This is a genomic window from Streptomyces sp. NPDC052496 (assembly GCF_040679095.1).
In the GTDB taxonomy this organism is placed as follows: domain Bacteria; phylum Actinomycetota; class Actinomycetes; order Streptomycetales; family Streptomycetaceae; genus Streptomyces.
In genome coordinates, this window is record NZ_JBFAUH010000011.1 from 1 (window position 1) to 21,254 (window position 21,254).

The 21,254-nt window shown below is 72.6% G+C and carries 5 protein-coding genes; all 5 read right to left on the minus strand.

Annotation, left to right across the window (positions count from 1 at the left end):
- Positions 1 to 1,379: activator-dependent family glycosyltransferase (locus AB0L45_RS16440; RefSeq protein WP_365840319.1), on the minus strand; the 1,379-nt coding region annotated here is incomplete at its 3' end.
- A gap of 46 nt (positions 1,380 to 1,425) precedes the next feature.
- The gene (locus tag AB0L45_RS16445) at positions 1,426 to 2,628 is read right to left on the minus strand and encodes a cytochrome P450 (RefSeq protein ID WP_365840321.1); all 1,203 of its coding nucleotides are present in this window, start codon (positions 2,626 to 2,628) and stop codon (positions 1,426 to 1,428) included.
- 58 nt (positions 2,629 to 2,686) lie between these two features.
- On the minus strand, positions 2,687 to 2,899 hold the full coding sequence (locus AB0L45_RS16450; RefSeq protein WP_365840323.1) for an MbtH family protein: 213 nt from the start codon (positions 2,897 to 2,899) through the stop codon (positions 2,687 to 2,689).
- A gap of 9 nt (positions 2,900 to 2,908) precedes the next feature.
- Entirely contained in the window at positions 2,909 to 19,300 is a 16,392-nt protein-coding gene (locus AB0L45_RS16455) for an amino acid adenylation domain-containing protein (protein WP_365840325.1), read from the minus strand.
- Complete coding sequence (locus tag AB0L45_RS16460; protein WP_365840327.1) at positions 19,297 to 21,240, minus strand: non-ribosomal peptide synthetase; 1,944 nt, start codon at positions 21,238 to 21,240, stop codon at positions 19,297 to 19,299. The genes AB0L45_RS16455 and AB0L45_RS16460 overlap by 4 nt, the downstream gene beginning before the upstream one ends.
- Between the last annotated feature and the right edge of the window lie 14 nt (positions 21,241 to 21,254).

Consider the following 21,254-nt stretch of genomic DNA (forward strand, 5'->3'; position numbering starts at 1 on the left):
CCCGGCGCGGGGGGGGGCCCCCCGGGGTGGGGCCCCCGCCGCGTGGGGGGGCCCCCCCCCCCCCCCGCGGGCGGTGCGCGGGCACGACAACGGCTGGTGAGCTCTTCCAGTACACCGACGGCTCGGCTCGGACTCGGCTGGCTGAGCAGTTCCTTGCGCAGCCGCCCGGTGCCTTCCCGGAACGCGGGGTCGTCCAGGAGCCGCACCAGGTGTTCGCGGATCCCGGCGCCGCTCAGGTCCGCCGGTTCGTCCCCGGAGATCCACAGCCCGGCTCCGGCCCGCTCCAGCCGCGGGCCCCGTGCGCCGCTGTCCGGACAGATGCGGGTGACGACGAGCTGGGGTATCCCATGGGCGACCGCGTCCAGGAACGCGGGGGCCCCGCCGTGGTGGATGACGGCCGAGCACGTCGGAATGACGACGTGCAGCGGCACGAACTCCACCATCCTGGTGTTCGCGGGGACGCGCTCGAACTCCCGCTGGATCCGCTCCGGCAGCGTGACGACCAGCTCCATGTCGAGGTCGGCGAGGGAGTCCAGCATCTCCTGCAGTTGCTCGACGGAGAACTCCAGGGCCGACGGATCCTTTTCCAGACTCACTCCGAAGGTGGCCAGGACCCGCCGCCGCGGCGGGTCGCCGCGCAGCCAGTCCGGCACGACGGCAGGCCCGTTGTACGGCACATAGCCGAGGGGCACCTGGGGAACGTCCTGCTCCAGCAGCATGGAGCCCACCATGTGGTCGATGGTGAAATGTCCCGTCAGCATGTCCTCGGAGAACGACGCCCCGTACTTCTCCGCCCAGCCCCCCAGCCAGTCCGCCAGCGGATCCTCGCGGTCCTGCGGGGGCTGCTGCGCCCGCACCCGCAGGAAGTGCCGCCGCATCCGGGCCGGCGCGTCCAGCCCGATCGGCACGCGGGCGTGGACCGCCCCGGTCGCGGTGGCCGCGACCGGGCCCGCGTAGCTCAGGTAGTCCCAGACCACCAGGTCGGGTTTCCACCAGCGGCAGTACTCCACCAGGTCCTCGACCATCGCGTCGTTCATGGCCTTGAAGGTCTCGCCCAGCACCCGGTACAGCCACCGCAGGCGCTCCCAGGTGAGCTCTTCCTCGCGGTCCTCGCACACGTCGTCCAGGAGGCCGTCCAAGCCGCCGCGCTCTTCGACGATCTTCCGGAGCACCTCGGCCTGCGCCCGCTGCACCTTCTCGAAGGTCGGCTCGTCGGAACCGACGGGCGCCGCGGTCAGCCCCGAACCGGTCACGAAGCCGGTCACCTCCGGGCCGCTGGCGACCCGTACCTCGTGTCCCGCCGTCTGCAGGGCCCAGCCCAACGGCACGAGGAGGTGGAGGTGGGTCCGCCAGGGGATGACGACAAACAAGACACGCACAGCGTTACTCCTTCGTGGGCCGCGCCATCGGGATCCTCGCCGCCCGTCAGCCGGTGAGCAGCGTCAGCTTGCTGACGCCCAGCACGTCGTCGGCCGGCCTGAACTCCACCGGGTCGTCCGGGTCCGTACGCAGCCGTGGGAACCGGTCCAGCAGGGCGTTCACCGCGATGCGGCTCTCCAGGCGGGCCAGCGGCGCGCCGATGCAGAAGTGGATCCCGCGGCCGAAGCCCAGGTGCGGGTTGGGGTCGCGGTCCACGTCGAACACCTTCGGACGGGCGAACTGGCGCTCGTCCCGGTTGGCCGCGGCGAGCCAGAGCCGGACCAGTGACCCCTTGGGGATCGTGACCCCTGCCAGCTCCACGTCGGCGGTGGTCGCGCGGGAGGAGCCCGCGATCGGGCTGAGGAACCGCATGGTCTCCTCGAACGCCCCCCGGGCGAGGTGCGGGTCCGTGCGCAGCCGGGCCAGCTGGTCCGGGTGCGCGTCCAGGCACAGCAGCATGTTGCCGAGTGCCGCGCTGGACGTCGAATGGCCGGCGATCAGCAGCTCCCTGGCGAAGTTCACCACGGCGTTCTCGCTCAGCCGCTCGCCGTCGATCTCCACCTCGACCAGCTTGGTGAGCAGGTCCTCACGGGGCTTCCGGCGCCGCTCAACGACGTGGGCGCGCAGGTACTCCAGCAGCTCGGGGATGTGGCCCAGGGCAGCCGCGACATCGGTGTCGTCCCGTCGCGCGTCCCCGATCTCCACGGGCACCTCGCCCGCGGCGGCGATCATCTGATCGCTCCACTTCTTGAAGAGTTCACGGTCGCTGTGCGGTACGCCGAGCAGGTCGGCTATCACGGTCACCGGCATCGGGTACGCCAGGTCCTCGACCAGGTCCAGGCGTTCCTTGCCCGCCACCGCGTCGAGGAGTTCGTGGACGACGGCCGTGACCGCCGGCTCCAGACCCGCCACCGTCTGCGGGGTGAACGCCCGGCCGGCGGCCCTGCGCAGTTTCGTGTGCTTCGGCGGGTCCGCCTGGGTCAGCGTGCCCTCGGTCAGCATCTCGTCCAGCCCGTTGTCGCCGAGCAGCAGGGCTTCCACCTTGGACGAGTAGTGTTCCGGGTCGCCGTAGACACCGACGCACTCGGCGTACCCGTACACATGGGCCACGCCGTTGCCGTCGATCTCGACGGGCGCGTCCGGTCGCCAGTCGTCCCGCATCCAGAAGAACACCGGGTCAAGTCCCCAGCGGTCAGCGAGTTCCGTCATGTCCTGCTTCCTCTTGTCCTCTTCGGGCTTACGGGGCGCCGCCGACCGCGAACAGCGCCTAGGCGTTCATGGCCTCGCGCAGGCTCTTGGGCCGCAGGTCGGTCCAGTTCTCCTCGATGTAGGCGAGGCACGTGCCGCGCTCTTCCGGGCCGAGGACGGTGCGCCAGCCGGCCGGGACAGCGGCGAACGCCGGCCACAGGGAATGCTGTTCCTCGTCGTTGACCAGGACGTAGAACGTGCCGTTCGCGTCGTCGAAGGGGTTGGTGCTCATGCGGTCTCCCTAGTTCCGGAGGTGGGGGTTCACGAGGGCGCAGATCTGCGCCGCGGGCTTCGGGCCGGTCAGGCCGAAGTGCGTGGCGTCGATGTCGTACGAGAACAGCTCGCCCTCGATGTGGGGGCCCCAGGTGTCGGGCCGTGCCTCGGGGCTCTGCGTCGCGTTGAAGAACAGTGCGGTGCCGCGGTAGACGGGCTGGGTGAACTTCTTGACCATGCGGCTGTGTTCGACCATGACGGTGGCGCCGTTGTCGACGATGGTCCGGCGGTTGTCGTCGTCGGCGTCGCCGGGGACGTAGCCCTCCAGGAAGTCACGCGCCTCGGACCGGTCGAGGTGCGCCTCCGCCTGCTGGGAGAACCAGCCGCCGGGGACGGCGTCCAGGAGCACGATGAGGGGCACGTCGTGTCCGCGGCGCTGGAGTTCGACGCCGACCGCGTGGGCGATGGGGCCACCGAGCGAATGTCCCCCCAGCTGGAAGGGGCCTTCCGGTTGTACGGAGAGGATCTGCTCCGTGTAATCGGCGATCATGGCCTCGAAGCTCTCCGGCAGCGGCGCCCCGTCGAAACCGCGCGCCTGGATGCCGTACACCGGCCGGTCGCCGAGCAGGCCGGCCATGCCCAGGTACGACCAGCACAGGCCGAAGCCCGGGTGGAACAACCACACCGGTGTGCCGCTTCCGCTGGTCCGCAGCGGCAGCACCACGCTGAACGGGTCACTCTCGCCGGTGGTCTCGGAGCCGCCGCTCAGGTGCGCGGCCAGTTCCGCGACGGTCGGCGCCCGGAACACCAGGCGGATCGGCACCTCGACGCCGAGCACGGTACGGATCCGGCTGATGAGTTTGGTGGCGAGCAGCGAGTGGCCGCCGAGGTCGAAGAAGTTGTCGTCGACGCCCACCCGCTCGACGCCGAGGAGCTGGGCGAAGACGTCCGTCAGCAGCTCTTCCTGCGGAGTGCCCGGGGCCCGGTAGGCAGCGCCGCTGGTGAGCTCCGGTACGGGCAGTGCCCTGCGGTCCACCTTGCCGTTCTCGGTCAGCGGCATGCTCTCCAGGGTCACGAACGCGGACGGCACCATGTAGTTCGGCAGCCGCTGGGCGACGAAGTTCCGCAGCTCGTCGGCGTCGGGTGCCGCCGCGTCACCCGGGGTGACGTACGCGACCAGGCGCTTGCCGGTGTTGCGGTGGTCCCGGGCGACCACCACGGCCTGGGCGACGGCCGGGTGGGTGCCCAGCAGCGCTTCGATCTCGCCGGGTTCGACGCGGAAGCCACGGATCTTCACCTGGTTGTCGGTGCGGCCCTGGAAGGCGAGGAGGCCCTCCTCGGTCCAGGCCACCACGTCACCCGTGCGGTACATGCGCTCCCCGGGCCCGCCGAAGGGGCAGGCCACGAAGCGCTCCGCCGTCAGGTCACGGCGGCCCAGGTAGCCGCGGGCCAGGCGGTCACCGGTGACGTAGAGTTCGCCGGCGACACCGATCGGGACCGGTCGCAGCGCCGTGTCGAGCACGTACAGACGGGTGTTGTCCATCGGGTGTCCGATGGGCAGGACCTCCCCGAGGTCCGCGGCGCCGGTCATGGTGTGCCGGGAGGTGACCACGGTCGTCTCGGTCGGCCCGTACCCGTTCACGACGGACAGGCCCGGGCACGCGCCCAGCACCCGCTTCGCGGCGGCCGCGGTGACCACGTCGCCGCCCGCCCAGACCTGGCGCGCTCCTCGGAACGCCTCCGGTGCCTCGTCGGCGAAGGCGACGAACAGGCCTGCCGCCATGGCGAGAGCGGTCACTCCCTGCTCGGCGATCATGCGCATGAGGCCCGGGGGATCCAGCCGTCCGGGAGGTGCGACGACGATGGTGCCGCCGCGGAGCAGCGGAACCCACAGCTCGATGACGGAGGCGTCGAAGGCCTGGGTGTTGTGCATGAGGTAGCGGTCCTGGTGACCGGCGTCGAAGGACCGGTCCGCCGCCAGGACCACCACGGCCTGGTGGGGGGTGCCGACGCCCTTGGGCCGGCCGGTGGACCCGGAGGTGTAGATCACGTAGGCGAGTTGGTGCGGGTGGGTGGGCCTGGCCGTCGTGAGGGGTTCCGGCCGGGCGGCAGCGATCTCGTGGGCGGTGCCGGGCTCGTCGACGACCAGCCGCGGGCAGGCGCTCTCGGGCAGCTCCGCCGCTGTCTTCTCGTCGGTGACCAGGACCGTGGGGCCCGCGTCGGCCAGGATGAAGGTGAGGCGCTCGGCCGGGTAGTCCGGTTCGACGGGCAGGTAGGCGGCGCCCGCTTTGAGCGCGGCGAGCACGGCCACCACGTGCTCCGGCGAACGGGGCAGCGCGAGCCCGACCACGGACTCCTGGACGACACCGCGCGCCACCAGGACCCTCGCCAGCCGGTTGGCCCGCTCGTCCAGTTCCCGGAAGGTGAGCGTGGTGTCGCCGGACACCACCGCGACCGCATCGGGGTGCTGGGCCGCCCGCCGCTCGAACAGCTCGGCCAGAGAGGTCTCGGCGACATCGGTGGCGAAGTCGTTGAACTCGGTCAGCATCCGCTCGCGCTCGGCCGGCTCCACCGCCTGGACCAGGCTCACCGGGGTGTCGGGGTCGTCCGCGATGTGCCGGAAGATCCGCACCAGGCGGTCCGCGAGGCGGTGTGCGGACCGGGTGTCGAAGGCATGCTCCTGGTACCCCAGGCTCAGCCGCAGATCCGGGTCGGCGTCGGCGAGCAGGGCCAGCGGGTAGTGCACGGTCGCCGTGCCGTCGACGCCCGCGATGCGGATTCCGGCCCTCTTCTGCGACGCGTCGATGCTGCCCTCGTCCGCCGGGTAGGACTCGTAGACCACGACCGTGTCGAAGAGTGTCCCGAGCCCGGTGGTCCGGTGGATCTCGGCGAGCCCGAAGTGGTGGTGGTCCATCAGCGCGGCCTGCCGCTCCTGCAGGTCGCGCAGCAGCTCGGCCAGGCTCTGTCCCGGGTCCGAACGGACCCGCACCGGCAGGGTGTTGATGAACAGTCCCACCATCTCGTCCACCCCCGCGACCTGCGGCGGCCGCCCGGAGACCGTGGCGCCGAACAGCACGTCCTGACGGCCGGTCTGGCCCGCGACGAGCAGCGCCCAGGCGCCCTGCACCAACGTGTTCAGGGTCAGGCCGAGTTCCGCCGCACGCCGTGTCAGCCGTTGCGCGGTGTCCCGCCCCAGGTCGACCCGCACATGGCGGAACGCGCCGCTCGCCTCCTGCCGGGTCTGCGGGGCCACGAGGGTCGGTTCGTCCACCCCGGTCAGCTCGGCCGCCCAGGCCCGGGCCGCGACCTCGCGGTCCTGGCGCGCCTGCCAGGCGAGGAAGTCGCGGTAGCGGCGCGCCCGGCCCAGCCGCTCGGCGTTCCCGCCGGTGGTGTACAAGGCGAGCAGGTCCCTCAGGACGACGGCGCCGGACCAGCCGTCGTACACGATGTGGTGGACGGTGAGGATCAGCTCGTGGCGGTCGGCGGCGCGCCTCACCAGGGCCAGGCGCAGCATCGGCGGGGCGGCCGGGTCGAAATGCGTGTCCTGGTCCCGGGCGAGGAACTCGCGCAGGCGCGCCTCCTGTTCCACCTCGGGCAGGTCGCTCCAGTCGAGGGCCTGCCAGGGCAGTTCGACGTGTTCGAGCAGTACCTGCACCTGGTCACCGGCGGCTGTGGCGGTGAACGCGGTGCGGAGGCTGTCGTGGCGGTCGAGGACCGCCTGGCCGGCGGCGCGCATCCGCTCCGGGTCCGTCCGGCCGGTCAGGTGGAAGACCAGTTGCACCTGGTAGGCGTCGAATCCGGCTCCGGCCAGCTGGCTTTCGAACAGCAGGCCGGCCTGCATCGAGGTCAGCGGCCATACGTCCTTCACACCCGGGTACTGCTCCTCCCACCCCTCCAGGTCCCGCTGGCGCACCGTGACGAGCGGCACGTCCGCCGGAGTCAGGCCGCCCGCGCCGGGCTCGGTGGCGTGCCGGGCCAGGCCTTCGAGAGCCGTGCGCCACAGCTCCGCGAACTCCTGCGCGTCCTGCCGGGTCAGCACTCCGGTGGGAAAGGCGATACCGGCGTGCAGCCGCGGCCCCTGTGCGGTCTCGGCGGTGTAGGCGGTGATGTCCACCACGGCCAGGGCGGGCGTGGTCAGTTCGGGGGCGAGCTCGTCCAGGTCGGCGGCGATCGTCCAGTCCGTGCCGCCGGGCTCCGCCGTCCGGCCGTCCGAGTCGAACCGGCCCAGGTAGTTGAAGGAGACCTGCCCGTCACCGTGACCGCTGAGGGCTTCGGCGGTCTTCGGGTTGAGGTGGCGCAGCAGGCCGTATCCGATGCCCTTGTCCGGGACCGAGCGGAGCTGTTCCTTGACCGCCTTGACGGCGAGGCCGGCGTGGCGGCCGCCCGTGACGGCGTCGTCGAGGTCGATGCCGCCGAGGTCGAGGCGGACGGGGTGGACGCTGGTGAACCAGCCCACCGTACGGGTGATGTCGGCGCCGGGTACCGCGGCCTCCTCGCGGCCGTGTCCTTCGAGCCGGATCAGGGCCGAGCGCTCTTCGACGCCCCTGGCCCGGCGCCACGTGGCCAGGGCCAGCGCGAGGGCGGTGAGCAGGCCTTCGTCGGCGCCGCTGTGGAAGGCGGCGGGCAGCGCCGTCAGCAGCGCCTCGGTGACCTGGGGTTCCAGCGTGACCCGTACGGTCTCCACGGTGTCGCGCACGTCGACGGCCGGGTCGAGGGGGCGGGAGCCGAGGAGCGGGTCGGGGCCGTCCAGCACCCGGCGCCAGAGCGGGAGTTCGGCCTCCCGCTCGGGCGTGGCCGCCGCCGCCACGAGGCCGTGCGACCAGCGGCGCATCGTGGTCGGCACCGGGGCCGGCCGCGGCGTGCGGCCCTGGCGGACCTGGTCCCATGCCTGGGCGAGGTCGGGCAGCAGGATGCGCCAGGAGACTCCGTCGACCACCAGGTGGTGCAGGACGAGGATCAGCCGTCCGGACGTGTCCGGGCCCGCGTCGCACCAGATGAAGCGGGCCATCCGGCCGGCCGCCGCGTCCAGTTCCCGGACCGCGGCGTCGACCTCGGCCTTCGTCTCCCGCCGCCAGGCCGGGTCGTGCCAGTCACCGGTGCAGGGTCGGCGGCGGACGAGCGCGGCCACGTCGACGGTGCCGGGTCCGGCGGTCTCCAGGCCCGGTTCTCCGGCACGGACGCGGAGACGGGAGCGGAGCATGTCGTGGTGGTCGACGACTGCGGCCAGGGTGGCGACCAGTCCGCTCTCGTCGATGCCCGTCGGGAGGTTCACCACCATCGACATGACGAATCCGTCGTGGCCGCCGGCGAGTCCGCTCATCTGCCGTGCCACGGGAAGCAGCGGCATCCACCCCACGCCGCTGCCCGCGGGTTCCCGGCGGGCGGGCCCGCCCTGGTCGCCGGCCGTGACCGCCTCGGCGAGCGCGGCAACGGTCCGGTGCTTGAACATCAGCCGCGGCGTGACCCTGACGCCTTCCGCGCGAGCGCGGGAGACGACCTGGATGGAGCGGATGCTGTCGCCGCCGATGGCGAAGAAGTCGTCGTCGACGCCGACCCGGTCCCGTTTGAGGATCTCGGCGTAGATTCCGGCGAGCGTCTTCTCCTCGGGGGTGCGGGGCGCCCGGTAGGTACCGCCGGTGGTCTCCGGCGCGGGCAGTGCGGCCTTGTCGAGCTTTCCGTTGGGTGTCAGCGGCAGGCTGTCCAGCAGCATGATCCTCGAAGGCACCATGAACGCGGCGAGCTGCTCGGCGAGGAAGGCGCGCAGCGTTTCCGGGCTGGGGCCGGCGCCGCGCTCCGGGCCGCTCTCCCCGGTGCGTACGGGCACCGCGTAGCCCACCAGGCGCAGGCCGCCGGCCTCGGTCTCCTGGGCGGTCACGACGGCCTGCGCGACGTCCGGGTGCCGGGTCAGGGCGGCGGCGATCTCGCCGGGCTCGATGCGCATCCCGTTGATCTTGACCTGGTCGTCGCCGCGGCCGACGTACTCCAGCTGCCCGTCGGTGCCCCGGCGCACGATGTCGCCGGTGCGGTACATCCGCGCACCGGCCGGGCCGTACGGGTCGGCGACGAAACGCTCGGCGGTGAGCGCGGAGCGGTTCAGGTAGCCGCGGGCCAGGCTGGGGCCCGCGACGTACAGTTCGCCGGGGGTGCCCGGCGGGACCGGCGCGAGCCGCTCGTCGAGCACGCGCAGCCGGTTGTCGGCGACGGCGGTGCCGATGGGTGTCCGCCCGGTGCTGAGCGGGTCGCTGACGGCGGCGCAGACGGTGGTCTCGGTGGGGCCGTAGGCGTTGACGAAGCGGCGCCCCGGCGACCAGGCGGCGGCCAGGCCGGGCGGACAGGCTTCGCCGCCCACGGTGACGGTGCGCAGTGCGGTCAGAGTGCGGGGAGCGTCGGCGGGGAGGGAGGCGAGCACGCTGGGCGGCACCATCACATGGGTCACGCGACGCCTGGCCAGGGTGCGGGCCAAGTCGTCGCCGACCAGGCGCCGGTCGTCCGGTATCACGAGGCAGGCGCCGGTGGTGAGCGTCTGGACCAGCTCCCAGAACGCGGCGTCGAAGCTGGGCGCCGCGACTTGGAGGACGCGCGCGTCCGGGGTCAGGGCGAGGCGTTCCCGCGTGGTGCGGCTGAGTGCCGCGAGGCCCGCGTGGGTGACGGTGACGCCCTTGGGGAGTCCGGTGGAGCCGGAGGTGAAGATGACGTACGCGGGGTGTTCCGGGAGCAGCGGGGTACCGGGGTCGGTGTCCGGGCCGCCCTCCCAGGCCGCTCGGATCTCGGGGGTGTCGACGGCCACGACCTCGGTGGTCAGTCCCGCCGGCAGCCCTTCGGCGCCGCCTCGCGTGGTGAGCAGCACGCCGGGGCCGGCGTCGGTGAGCATGAAGCGGATCCGGTCGGCCGGGTAGGTGAGGTCGACGGGCAGGTAGGCGGCGCCCGCCTTGAACACGCCGAGGGCCACGGCGACCTGCTCCGCGCAGCGGGGCATGGACACGCCGACCGGCTGCTCGGGGCCGGCGCCCCGGGCGATCAGCCACTGCGCGATGCGGTTCGCTCGCGCGTCCAGCTCCTTGTACGTCCAGGTCCGGTCGGCCGACTCCACCGCCGGCGCCTGCGGAGCCCGCAGCAGCTGCGCCCGGAAGAGCTCCGGGAAGGTGGCCGTCGGCACCGTCGGTGCGGCGTGCCCCGTACCGCCGAGGAGCGCCGCGTGCTCCTCGGCGGTGAGCAGGTCGACGTCGCCGATGCGCCGTGCGGGGTCCTGGACCACGGCGGCCAGGAGCCGCTCCCAGCGGGCGATCAGTGCCTCGATCGTGGAGGGGTCGAAGAGCACGGTCGAGTACTCGGCGGCGATGTGGATGCCCGCCGGCGTGCTGTGGTCCTCGAACGTCTCGTTCAGGCTCAGCGTGAGGTCGTACCGCGACGTTCCGGTGCCGGCGCCTTCGCTGACGACCCGCAGCCCGGGCAGCTCGAAGTCCGTGTCCTCGGTGTTCTGCAGGATCAGTGCGATCTGGAAGAGCGGGTTGACCGAGGCCGAGCGCACCGGGTTGAGCTTTTCCACCAGGGCCTCGAAGGGGATGTCCTGGTGGGTGTACGCGGCCAGGCTCGTCCTGCGCACCTGGCCGAGCAGGTCGGTGAAGGCCGGGTCGCCGGAGGTGTCCGCGCGCATCACCTGGACGTTGACGAACAGGCCGATGAGGTCGTTCAGGTTCTCGTCCACGCGGCCCGCGATGCCGCTGCCGAGGGCGATGTCGGTGCCCGCGCCCAGCCGGGTGAGCAGGGCCGCCATGGTGGCCTGCAGCACCATGAACGGGGTGGTGCCGGTGGTACGGGCGAGGTCCGCGACGCCCTGGTGCAAAGCCGCGTCCATGGTGAATTCCCGCAGGTCACCGCTGCGGTCGAGCTCCGCGGGACGGGGCCGGTCGGTGGGGACGGTGACCGTCTCGGGCAGCCGGGCCAGTTGCCTGGACCAGTAGCGGTACTGCCTGCTGAACAGGCTGTCGGGGTCCGTGTCGTCCCCCAGGAGCTGCCGCTGCCACAGGGCGTAGTCCGCGTACTGCAAGGGCAGCGGTGCCCACCGGGGGGCCTCACCCCGGGTGCGGGCCGCATAGGCGGTGGCCAGGTCCTTCGCCAGGGGCGTCGCGGACCAGCCGTCGGCCGCGATGTGATGGATCACCAGGACCAGGACGTGCTCGTCCGGGCGGACGCCCAGCAGGACGGCTTTCAACGGTGTCCCGGTGGTGATGTCGAAGGGGTGACGGGCCGCCGCGGCGATGGCCTCGGCCAGGCTCTCCTCGTCCGCCGCCGGCCGTACGGGCAGCGCGACACGGGCCTCCTCCGGACCCAGGATGTGCTGGTACGGCCTGCCTTCGGCCTCGCGGTACACGGTGCGCAGGATCTCGTGCCGGGAAACGAGGTCGTTGACCGTCTCCTCCAGGGCCCGTACGTCCAGGTCACCGCTGAGCCGCAGGATGAGCGGCATGTTGTACGTCGCCGCGTGGCCCTCGAACTTGTACAGGAACCACAGCCGCCGCTGCGCGAAGGACAGCGGAAGCCGCTCGGGCCGCTCCACCACCGGGGCCAGCGGGGCCCGGCCGCCGGTGCCGACGTCCAGGTGCGGGACGAGACCGGCGACGGTGGGGTGGGCGAACAGGGTCCGCAGCTCCACCTCGGTCCGCAGCGCGGCGCGGATGCGGTTGACCAGCTTGGTGGCCATGATCGAATGGCCGCCCAGGGCGAAGAAGTCGTCGTCGATCCCGACCCGCTCCACGTGCAGGACCTCGGCGAACAGCGCGCACAGCAGTTCTTCCTGCGCGGTGCGCGGTCCGCGGCCCGCGGCGGCCGCGGTGCGGTCCGGCGCGGGCAGTGCCGCGCGGTCCAGCTTGCCGTTGGCGGCGAGTGGCATGGCGTCGACCACGACGACCGCGGCGGGCACCAGGTGCGCGGGCAGGCGTTCCCGCAGATAGCCGTGGAGCGACTCGGCCGGGGCGCCGGCCGCCCGGTCCCGTTCCGCGAGGCCGGCGCCCCGTGCCGTGTGGCCCGCGCCCCGTTCCGTTCCTCCGATGCCGTCCGGGCCGGGCACCACGTAGGCGACGAGCCGCTTGTCCCCCGCGTCCGCCGCGTCCCGCGCGACCACGACGCACTGGGCGACGCCCGGGTGCGTGGCCAAGGCGCGCTCGACCTCGGCAGGCTCCACGCGGACACCGCGGATCTTGACCTGGTCGTCGCCGCGGCCGGCGTACTCCAGCTGCCCGTCATCGGTCCAGCGGGCCAGGTCGCCGGTGCGGTACATGCGCGAGCCGGCCGGGCCGTAGGGATCGGCGACGAAGCTCTGGGCGGTCAGGGCTGCACGGCCGAGGTAGCCGCGGGCGATGTTTCCGGCGACGTACAGCTCACCCACCACGCCGGGCGGTACGGGCAGCAGGTTCGGCCCCAGTACGTAGGTGCGCATGTTCCCGAGCGGCGTGCCGATCGGGACGGTGCCGGCGGTCTGCGGCTCTTCGCCCGCCGGAAGGGCGTACGTGGTGGCGTAGAACGACTCGGTCTGCCCGTAGGCGTTGACGACGCGCACGCCGGGCAGCGTCTCCCGGATGCGCCGCACGAGCGTGCCGGGCAGCGCCTCACCGGCGAAGACCACGGTCTTCAGGCCGGTCAGGGCGGCCATGCGGTCGCCCAGCTCCGCGAAGACCGACGGCACCGTGCTGATCACATTCGCCGGCACCCTCTCGTGCCCGGCGAGCACCAGCGCGTCCCGGACGACCTCGACGGTGCCGCCCCTGGCCAGCGTGGTGACGATCTCGAAGACGGACACGTCGAAGTTGACGGAGCTGCCCGCGAACATCCGGGTGCCGGAGTCCACGCCCACCCGCTCGGCGAGCCGCAGGACACCGTTGACCACGTCGGCGTGGCTGATGACCACGCCCTTCGGGATGCCGGTGGAGCCGGAGGTGTACATCACGTACGCCGCCTGCCGCGGTCGCGGCTCGGCCCTGGGGCTCACGGACACGTCGCCGGCTTCGAGGTCCACGTCCTCCAGAAGCAGCGCCGGCACCTCCGCGCCGGGCAGTGCCCGCGCGGTGTCGGCGTCGGTGAGCAGCAGCTGCGGCCGGGCGTCGGCCAGGAGGTGACCGAGGCGGGCGCTGGTGTACTTCGGATCGATCGGCAGGTACGCTCCGCCCGCCTTCAGGATGCCGAGGATGCCGGTGACCAGATCGGCCGTACGGGGCAGTGCCAGGCCCACCAGGGTCTCCGGCCCCGTGCCGCGCCCGACCAGTGCCCGGGCGAGGCGGTCGGCGCGCGCGTCCAGCTCCGCGTAGGTGTAGGCGAGTTCACCGCACCGCACCGCCACCGCGTCCGGCGTCTTCGCGGCCTGCCGCTCGAACAGGCCGGGGACGGTCAGTTCAGGGGTCTCGACGGCGTCGGCGTCGACGGCGGTCAGGAACCGTTCGCGTTCAGCGGGCTCCAGGAGGTCCACCCTGCTGAGCGGGGTCCGCGGGTCCGCTGCCAGCTGGGCGAGGACCCGGCCGAAGCGCCGCGCGATGACGGCCGCCCGCTCCGGACCGATGAGGTGGTGCTGGTACTGGAGGCTGACCTTCAGGTGCGGTTCGGCGAAGGCCATCACCACCAGGGGGTAGTGGGTGCCGCTGAGCGGGCTGATCCCCGTCACCGAGATTCCGGCGGCCTCGTACGCCTCGCTCAGGCCGGCGCTGTCGATCGGGTACGACTCGAAGACCACCATCGTGTCGAACAGCGTGCGCAGCCCGGTCGCCCGGTGGATGTCGAGCAGTCCGTGGTGGTGATGGTCGAGCAGGGCGCTCTGTCTCTCCTGCAGCTCCCCGAGGACGGCGCCGAGCGACGTGCCGGGAGCGCACCGCACCCGTACGGGCAGGGTGTTGATGAACATGCCGACCATCTCGTCCACGCCCGGGACCTGTGGCGGGCGCCCCGAGACGGTCGCGCCGAACACCACGTCCTGACGCCCGGTGTGGCCCGCGAGAAGGACCGCCCAGGCGCCCTGGACCAGGGTGTTGAGGGTCAGGCCCAGTTCACTCGCGCGGCGGGAGAGCGCCGCGGCTCCTTCCGGCGTGAGGGGCACCGCTGTCTGGCCGACCCCGGCGGGCTCCCCTTCCAGGCCGGTGGCCTCGGGTACGAGGAGCGTGGGCCCGTCGAGACCGTCGAGCTCCCGTGCCCAGACGCGGGCGGTCGCCTCGTGGTCCTGCCGGGCGAGCCAGCGCAGGAAGTCGCGGTAGCCGGGCGCCCTGCCGAGAACGGTGGCGTCCCCGGCCGAGCCGTACAGGCGCACCAGGTCCCGCATGAGCAGCGGCACCGACCAGCCGTCGAACAGGACGTGGTGGGCGGTGAGGACCAGGTCCCACCGGCCGGCGGCCAGCTCGATCAGCGACATCCGCAGCAGCGGGGCGGTGGCCGGGTCGAAGCGGGTGCGATGCTCCGCTTCGAGGAAGCGTCTGCGGCGGTCCTCGCGTTCGCCTTCGGCGAGGCCACTGAAGTCCTCGACGTGCCACGGCAGTTCGATGCCGTCCTGGACCAGCTGCATCCGGTCACCGTCGTCGTCGGTGACGAACGCGGCCCGCAGGTTGGGGTAGCGGTCGAGGAGCGCCTGCCCGGCCGCGCGCATCCGCTGCGGGTCGACGTCACCGCTGAGGTGGAAGACCATCTGCATCTGATAGGCGTCGAACGCGGCGCCGGCCAGCTCGGTGTGGAAGAGCAGTCCGCGCTGCATCGCGGTCGACGGCCACACGTCGGTCAGGCCCGCGTACCGCTCCCGCCACGCGTCCAGCTCCTCCTGGCTCAGTGCGACCAGGGGCACGTCCGACGGCGTGAGGCCGCCCGCGTCCGGTCTGGCGGCGTGCCGGGCCAGGCCCTTCAGCGCGGTGCTCCACAGCTCGGCGAGTTCGCGGACCTCGTCCGCGCTCAGGAGCCCGGTGGGGAATTCCAGGCGGGCGTCCAGGCGCGGTCCCTGCTCGGTGTCGGTGACGTGAGCGCTGACGCTCAAAGTGGCGAGGGCGGGCATGTCCCCGGCCGGCGGGGCCACCAGCATGGTGGTGTCCTCGGCCTGGGAGAAGCCCAGGTCACGCAGGTCCTGCGGCATGTTGGCCGAACCGGCGTAGTGGCCGAGGTAGTTGAAGGTGATCTGCCCGGTGGCGTGCTCCTTGAGGATCGCCGCGCTCTCCGGGTGCAGATAGCGCAGCATGCCGTACCCGACGCCCTTGTCCGGGACCGCGAGCAGCTGTTCCTTGACCGCCTTGACGGCGGCTCCCGCGGACGCGCCGCCCGCGAGGGCGTCGTCCAGATCGACTCCGGCCACATCGAGGCGGGCCGGGTACATGCTGGTGAACCAGCCCACGCTGCGGGAGAGGTCGGCACCGGGCACGACGGCCTCCTCGCGGCCGTGGCCCTCCAGACGGATCAGCGCGGACGCTTCGTCGATGCCGCGCCGCCTGCGCCACTCGGTGACGGCGAGGGTGAGCGCGGTGAGCAGACCGTCGTTGACGCCGCAGCGGAAAGCGGCGGGCAGCGTGGTCAGCAGGGTCCGCGTGGCCTCGGCCGGCAGCTCCAGGGAGACGTGCCCGAGGGTGGCCATGGTGTCGACGGCCGGGTCGAAGGGGCGTCCGCCCAGGTCGGGGTCGGGGCCGGAGACGACCCGGCGCCACAAGGGAAGCTCCGCCGCACGCCCGGACGCGGCCTCGGCCAGCGCTTGAGCCCAGCGGCGTACGGAGGTGCCGGCTTCGGGGAGCCGCGGGGTGCGGCCCGCACGGACCTGCCGCCAGGCAGCGGCGAGGTCGGGCAGCAGGATGCGCCAGGACACGCCGTCCACAGCGAAGTGGTGGAGCAGGATGCTCAGGCGTCCCGGGGTCTCGGCACCCGCGTCGAACCACACGAACTGCGCCATCACGCCACCCGTGGTGTCCAGCCGGCCCGCCGCCGCGTCGAGTTCGGCGACCGCCCGCGCCCGCCAGGTGTCGTCCCAGACACCGTTGCTCGCGACCCGGTGCACGAGCGGGCCCACGTCGACGGTGCCGGACGCGGCCACCACCAGCCCGGGGCGCTCGCCGGTGACCAGCCGGGAACGCAGGATGTCGTGCCGGCCGAAGGCCGCCGACAGCGTCGCCACCAGACCGTCCCGGTCGATGCCCGCCGGGAGGTCGACCGTCATCGCCATGGTGAACCGGTCGATGTCACCGCCCAGTTCCCGCAGGTAGTGGCCGATGGGCAGCAGCGGCATGAAGCCCGTGCCGCCGTCGGCGGGCTCCGGCAGGGCCGGACGGTTCCCGTGCGTGGCCACCCGGGCCAGTTCCGCCACGGTACGGGACTCGAAGATCTGCCGCGGGGTGACCTCGACGCCCTGCGCCCTGGCCCGCGGGACGACCTGGATGGAGCGGATGCTGTCGCCGCCGACGGCGAAGAAGTCGTCGTGCACGCCGACGCGGTCCAGGCCGAGCACCTCGGCGTAGACAGCGGTGAGGATCTTCTCGACCGGGGTGCGCGGGGCTTGGTAGGCGGAGCCGCTGAACCCGGGCGTGGGCAGCGCGTCGTGGTCCAGTTTGCCGTTGGGGGCCAGCGGGAGCCGGTCCAGCATCACCAGCACCGACGGCACCATGAACTCGGGCAGCCTGGCGGAGACGAACCTGCGCAGCTCGCGCGAGGAGACGGCGGCCGTCAGGTCGACGTCCAGGTCGCCCACGCTGTGCACCGTACCGAGCCCCGCGTCCCACCTGCCGGTCGGCACCACGTAGCCGACCAGCCGGGGACGGCCCTGGTCCGGCCGGGAGACCACCACGGCCTGGGCCACCGCCGGGTGCGCGGTCAGTGCGGCCTCCACCTCGCCCGGTTCGATGCGGAAGCCGCGCACCTTCACCTGCGCGTCGTCGCGGCCGGCGTATTCGAGCCGGCCCTCACCGGTCCAGCGCGCCCGGTCCCCGGTGCGGTACATCCGCTGACCGGGCGGGCCGAACGGGTCGGCGACGAACCGCTCGGCGGTCAGCCGGGCCTTGCCGAGGTAGCCGCGCGCCACGTTCCCCGCCACATACAGTTCGCCCACCACGCCCCGCGCGACCGGCTGGAGGCCGGGGCCGAGAACGTAGGCGCGCATGTTGCCCAGCGGGACGCCGATGGGCACGCCGGCGGTGCCGCTCCAGGTGCTGTCGACGGTGAAGGTGCTGGCGTAGAACGATTCGGTCTGCCCGTAGGCGTTGACCACGCGGACACCGGGGATGCGTTCGCGGACCCGCTCCACCAGTGAGGCGGACAGCGCCTCACCGGCGAAGACCACCGTGTCGGCCCGGATCTTGTCGCCCACCTGGTCGAGGAGTTCGGCGAACACCGACGGGACCGTGCTGATGACGCCACCGGACCAGCCGCCGCGCTCGCCGACGACCAGGACGTCACGGACGACCTCCAGGGTGCCGCCGGCCGCCAGAGTGGTGACCGTCTCGAAGACCGAGACGTCGAAGTTGACCGACGTACCGGCCAGGGTCCGCGTCCCCGCGCCGATACCGACGGCCTCGGCCAGCCGCAGCACGCCGTTGACCACGTCCCGGTGGGTGACCGTCACGCCCTTCGGCGTCCCGGTGGAACCCGAGGTGTACATCACGTACGCCGCGTTCGCGGGGTGCTGCGCGGCCGTCCGCACCGGCGGAGCGTCCGCCGCGGCCTCGATGTCACCGATCAACAGGGTGGGCACGTCCGTCGCCGGCAGCACCCCGGCCGTCTCCGCACCGGCCAGGACGAGCTGCGGGCGGGCGTCGGCCAGGATGTGGCCCAGTCGCGCGCCGGGGTACCGGGGATCGACCGGCAGGTACGCCCCGCCCGCCTTCCAGATCCCGAGCATGGCCACGACCAGCTCCGCCGAGCGCGGCAGGGCCAGCCCCACGACGCTCTCGGGCCCCACGCCCCGGCCGGCCAGCGCGCGGGCCAGCCGCTCCGCCCGGGCGTCCAGCTCCGCGTACGTCAGCTCCTCGTCCTCGCACACCACCGCGATCGCGTCCGGCGCCGCCGCCGCCTGCCGCTCGATCAAGCCCACGGCGCTCAGCCCGGGCGTCTCGGCAGCCGTGTCGTTGAAGGTACGCAGCACCAGCTCACGCTCGGCACGTGTCAGCACGTCCGCGCAGGCGGCGGGGCGGGACGGCGCGTCGACCAGCTGCCGGAGGAGGCGTACGAAACGGTCCAGCACGGCCTCCGCCGTGCAGCGGTCGAACAGGCTGGTCGCGTACTCCAGGCAGATCGAGAGGCCCGGTTCGGCGGGCTCGTCGAAGAAGGTGAATTCCAGGTCGAACTTGGCCACCGACGTCCACAACGGGCCGAAGGCCGCGTGCAGGTCCCCCGGCAGACCGAACTCGGCCCGGGCGCCGGTCGACCAGCTGAACATCACCTGGAACAGCGGGTGGTAGGCGGTGGACCGCTCGGGATTGAGGGTTTCCACCAGCCGCTCGAACGGCGCGTCCTGATGGTCGTACGCCGTCAGCGCCTTGCGCTGCACCTGAGCGAGGACCTCCGCGAAGGACGGGGTGCCCGACAGGTCGGTGCGCAGCACCCAGGTGTTGACGAAGAAGCCCACCAGGTCGGCGAGGTCGGCATCCCGGCGCCCGGCGATGGTGGAACCGATCGCGATGTCTTCGCCCGCACCCAGCTGCTGCAGGAGGACCGCGAGGGCGGCCTGGAACACCATCGGCTTCGACACCCCGACGTGCCGGGCCAGCTCTTCGACCCCGGCGAGCAGGTCCTCGTCGACGGTACGGTCGACGACATCACCGCGGTGGTCGGCCACCGGGGGACGCGGCCGGTCCGTGGGCAGCCGCATCGGCTGCGGCACGCCGTCCAGCTCCCTCCGCCAGTAGCCGAGCTGGGTGGACAGCACGCTCTCGGGATCGTCCTCGTCGCCCAGCAGCTCGCGCTGCCACAGCGTGTAGTCCACGTACTGCACCGGCAGTTCGGGCCACTTCGGGGGCTCGCCGGTGACGCGGGCGGTATAGGCGGCGGCCAGGTCACGAGCGAGCGGGCCGATCGATTCCCCGTCACTGGCGATGTGGTGGACCAGGAGCAGCAGCTGGTGCTCGGCAGCGCCCACGCGGAACAGCGTGGCGCGTACGGGCACCTCTTCCGACAGCTTGATCGTGGCGGTGGCGGCCTCCCGGACCGCGGCAGCCAGCTCCGCGCGGTCCACCTCGACCAGCGGGATGTCCAGGCCGGCCGTCCCGGCCGGGAGCACCCGCTGGGCGGGGACGCCGGCGGCGTCCTCCACGATCAGGGTGCGCAGGCTCTCGTGGCGTGCCACCACGTCACGCACCGCCTCCGTGAGCGCCGCGGTGTCCAGTTCACCCGTCAGCCGGACGAGGAAGGGCACGTTGTACATCGCCGACGGGCCCTCGAACCTGTCGATGAACCACAGACGGCGCTGCGCGAAAGACAGTGGGATCATGACTGGGCACTCCTGTTCATCCTGCGCAGGCGCGGCTGGTTCGCCGCAGGTGCGTTCTTCACCGTGTGCGCCAACTCGGCGAGGTCCCTGGACTCGTACACCTCCCGGATGAGCACCCGGGCGCCGATCGACCTGCCGATCAGGTTGGTGAGACGGGTGGCGAGCAGGGAGTCGCCCCCCAGGGCGACGAAGTTGTCGCCCAGGCCCACCCGCTCGACGCCCAGCACCCGCGCGACCAGGTCGCACAGCTGCTTTTCCTGGTGGGTGGCGGGTGGTACGTGACCGGGGCCCGCCGGCTCGGGCAGGGCCCGCCGGTCGAGCTTCCCGTTGGGGGTGAGCGGGAGGCGTTCCAGCACCACCAGGGCCGAGGGCACCATGAACTCCGGCAGCCTGCCGGAGACGAACGCGCGCAGACCGCGCACGGAAACGGCGCCCGGCACGTCGGCGTCCGGGCAGTCCGGTCCGCCCGGGCCGTCGGCAGTGCCGGGCCCGGATGCCCGCCTGCCGGCCGGCACCACGTACCCCACGAGCCGGGTCCGGCCCTGGTGCTGACGCGCGACGACCACCGCCTGCGCCACACCAGGATGCGCGGCCAGCGCCGCTTCCACCTCGCCCGGCTCGATCCGGAAACCGCGCACCTTCAGCTGGGCGTCCGCTCGGCCCGCGTACTCCAGCTGTCCGTCGCCCGACCACCGGGCCAGGTCCCCGGTACGGTACATCCGCCCGCCGGCCGGGCCATGAGGGTCGGCGACGAACCGCTCGGCGGTCAGCGCCGCCTTTCCCCAGTATCCACGCGCCACATTTCCGGCCACATACAGCTCCCCCACCGCGCCGGGCGGCACCGGATTCAGTTCAGGGCCCAGCACATAGGCGCGCGTATTCCGCAATGGCACACCGATGGGCGCGCCGGCCTCTTTTCCCCAGCTTCCGTCATCGGCGGAGACGGTCGCGTAGAACGACTCGGTCTGCCCATAGGCATTCACCACCCGCGCGCCCGGCATCAGCTCATGAACCCGGTCCACCAGCCGGCCCGGCAACGCCTCACCGGCGAAGACCACCGATTCCGCCTCGATCTCTCCGCCCACCTGCTCCAGCAATTCGGCGAACACCGACGGGACCGTGCTGACCACGCCACCGGACCAGCCACCGCGCTCACCGATCGCCAGGACGTCCCGCACCATCTCGACCACACCACCGGCCGACAACGTGGTGACCACTTCGAATACCGACACATCGAAATTGACCGACGTACCCGCCAGCACGCGTGTGCCCGCACCGATTCCGGCCCGCTCGGCCAGGTCCGGCACGGCATTGACCACGCTGTGGTGAGTGACCACCACTCCCTTGGGCGCGGCGGTCGAACCCGACGTGTACATCACGTACGCCGCCTGGGCCGGCTGCGGCGCTCTCGGGCCCGGCCCCGGCCACGGTCCCGGCGCGGTGAAATCGATGGCGTCGACCCGCAGAACCGGCACCTCCGTACCCGCCTCCGACAACACCCCCAGCGCGCCCGCGTCGGAAAGCACCCATTGCGGTCGCGCATCGGAAAGGATGTGGCCCAAACGGGCACTGGGGTACCGGGGGTCGACCGGCACGTACGCGCCGCCCGCCTTCCACACGGCCAGCATCGCCACCACCAGGCCCGCCGTGCGCGGCAACGCCAGACCCACCAGCGTCTCCGGACCGACACCCCGGCCGGCCAGCTCCCGGGCCAGCCGCTCGGCCCGCGCGTCCAGCTCCGCGTACGTCAGCTCGACGCCCTCGCACACCACCGCGACCGCGTCCGGCGTTTCTTTCACCTGGCGTTCGATCAGCCCGGCGGCGCTCAGTCCGGAAGTCTCGGGCACCCCGCCGTCGAACGTGTCCCGGAGTGCAGTCGGAGACGAGGGGGACGGCCTTCCGGTGAACTTCTCAGCGGGTGCCTCAGGGATGTCAGTCACGCAATCTCCAGAAG

Bases quoted from the DNA above. Each gene is read 5' to 3' on its own strand.
- AB0L45_RS16445 (WP_365840321.1), bottom strand. From the start codon at position 2,628: ATGACGGAACTCGCTGACCGCTGGGGACTTGACCCGGTGTTCTTCTGG.
- AB0L45_RS16450 (WP_365840323.1), bottom strand. From the start codon at position 2,899: ATGAGCACCAACCCCTTCGACGACGCGAACGGCACGTTCTACGTCCTG.
- AB0L45_RS16455 (WP_365840325.1), bottom strand. From the start codon at position 19,300: ATGATCCCACTGTCTTTCGCGCAGCGCCGTCTGTGGTTCATCGACAGG.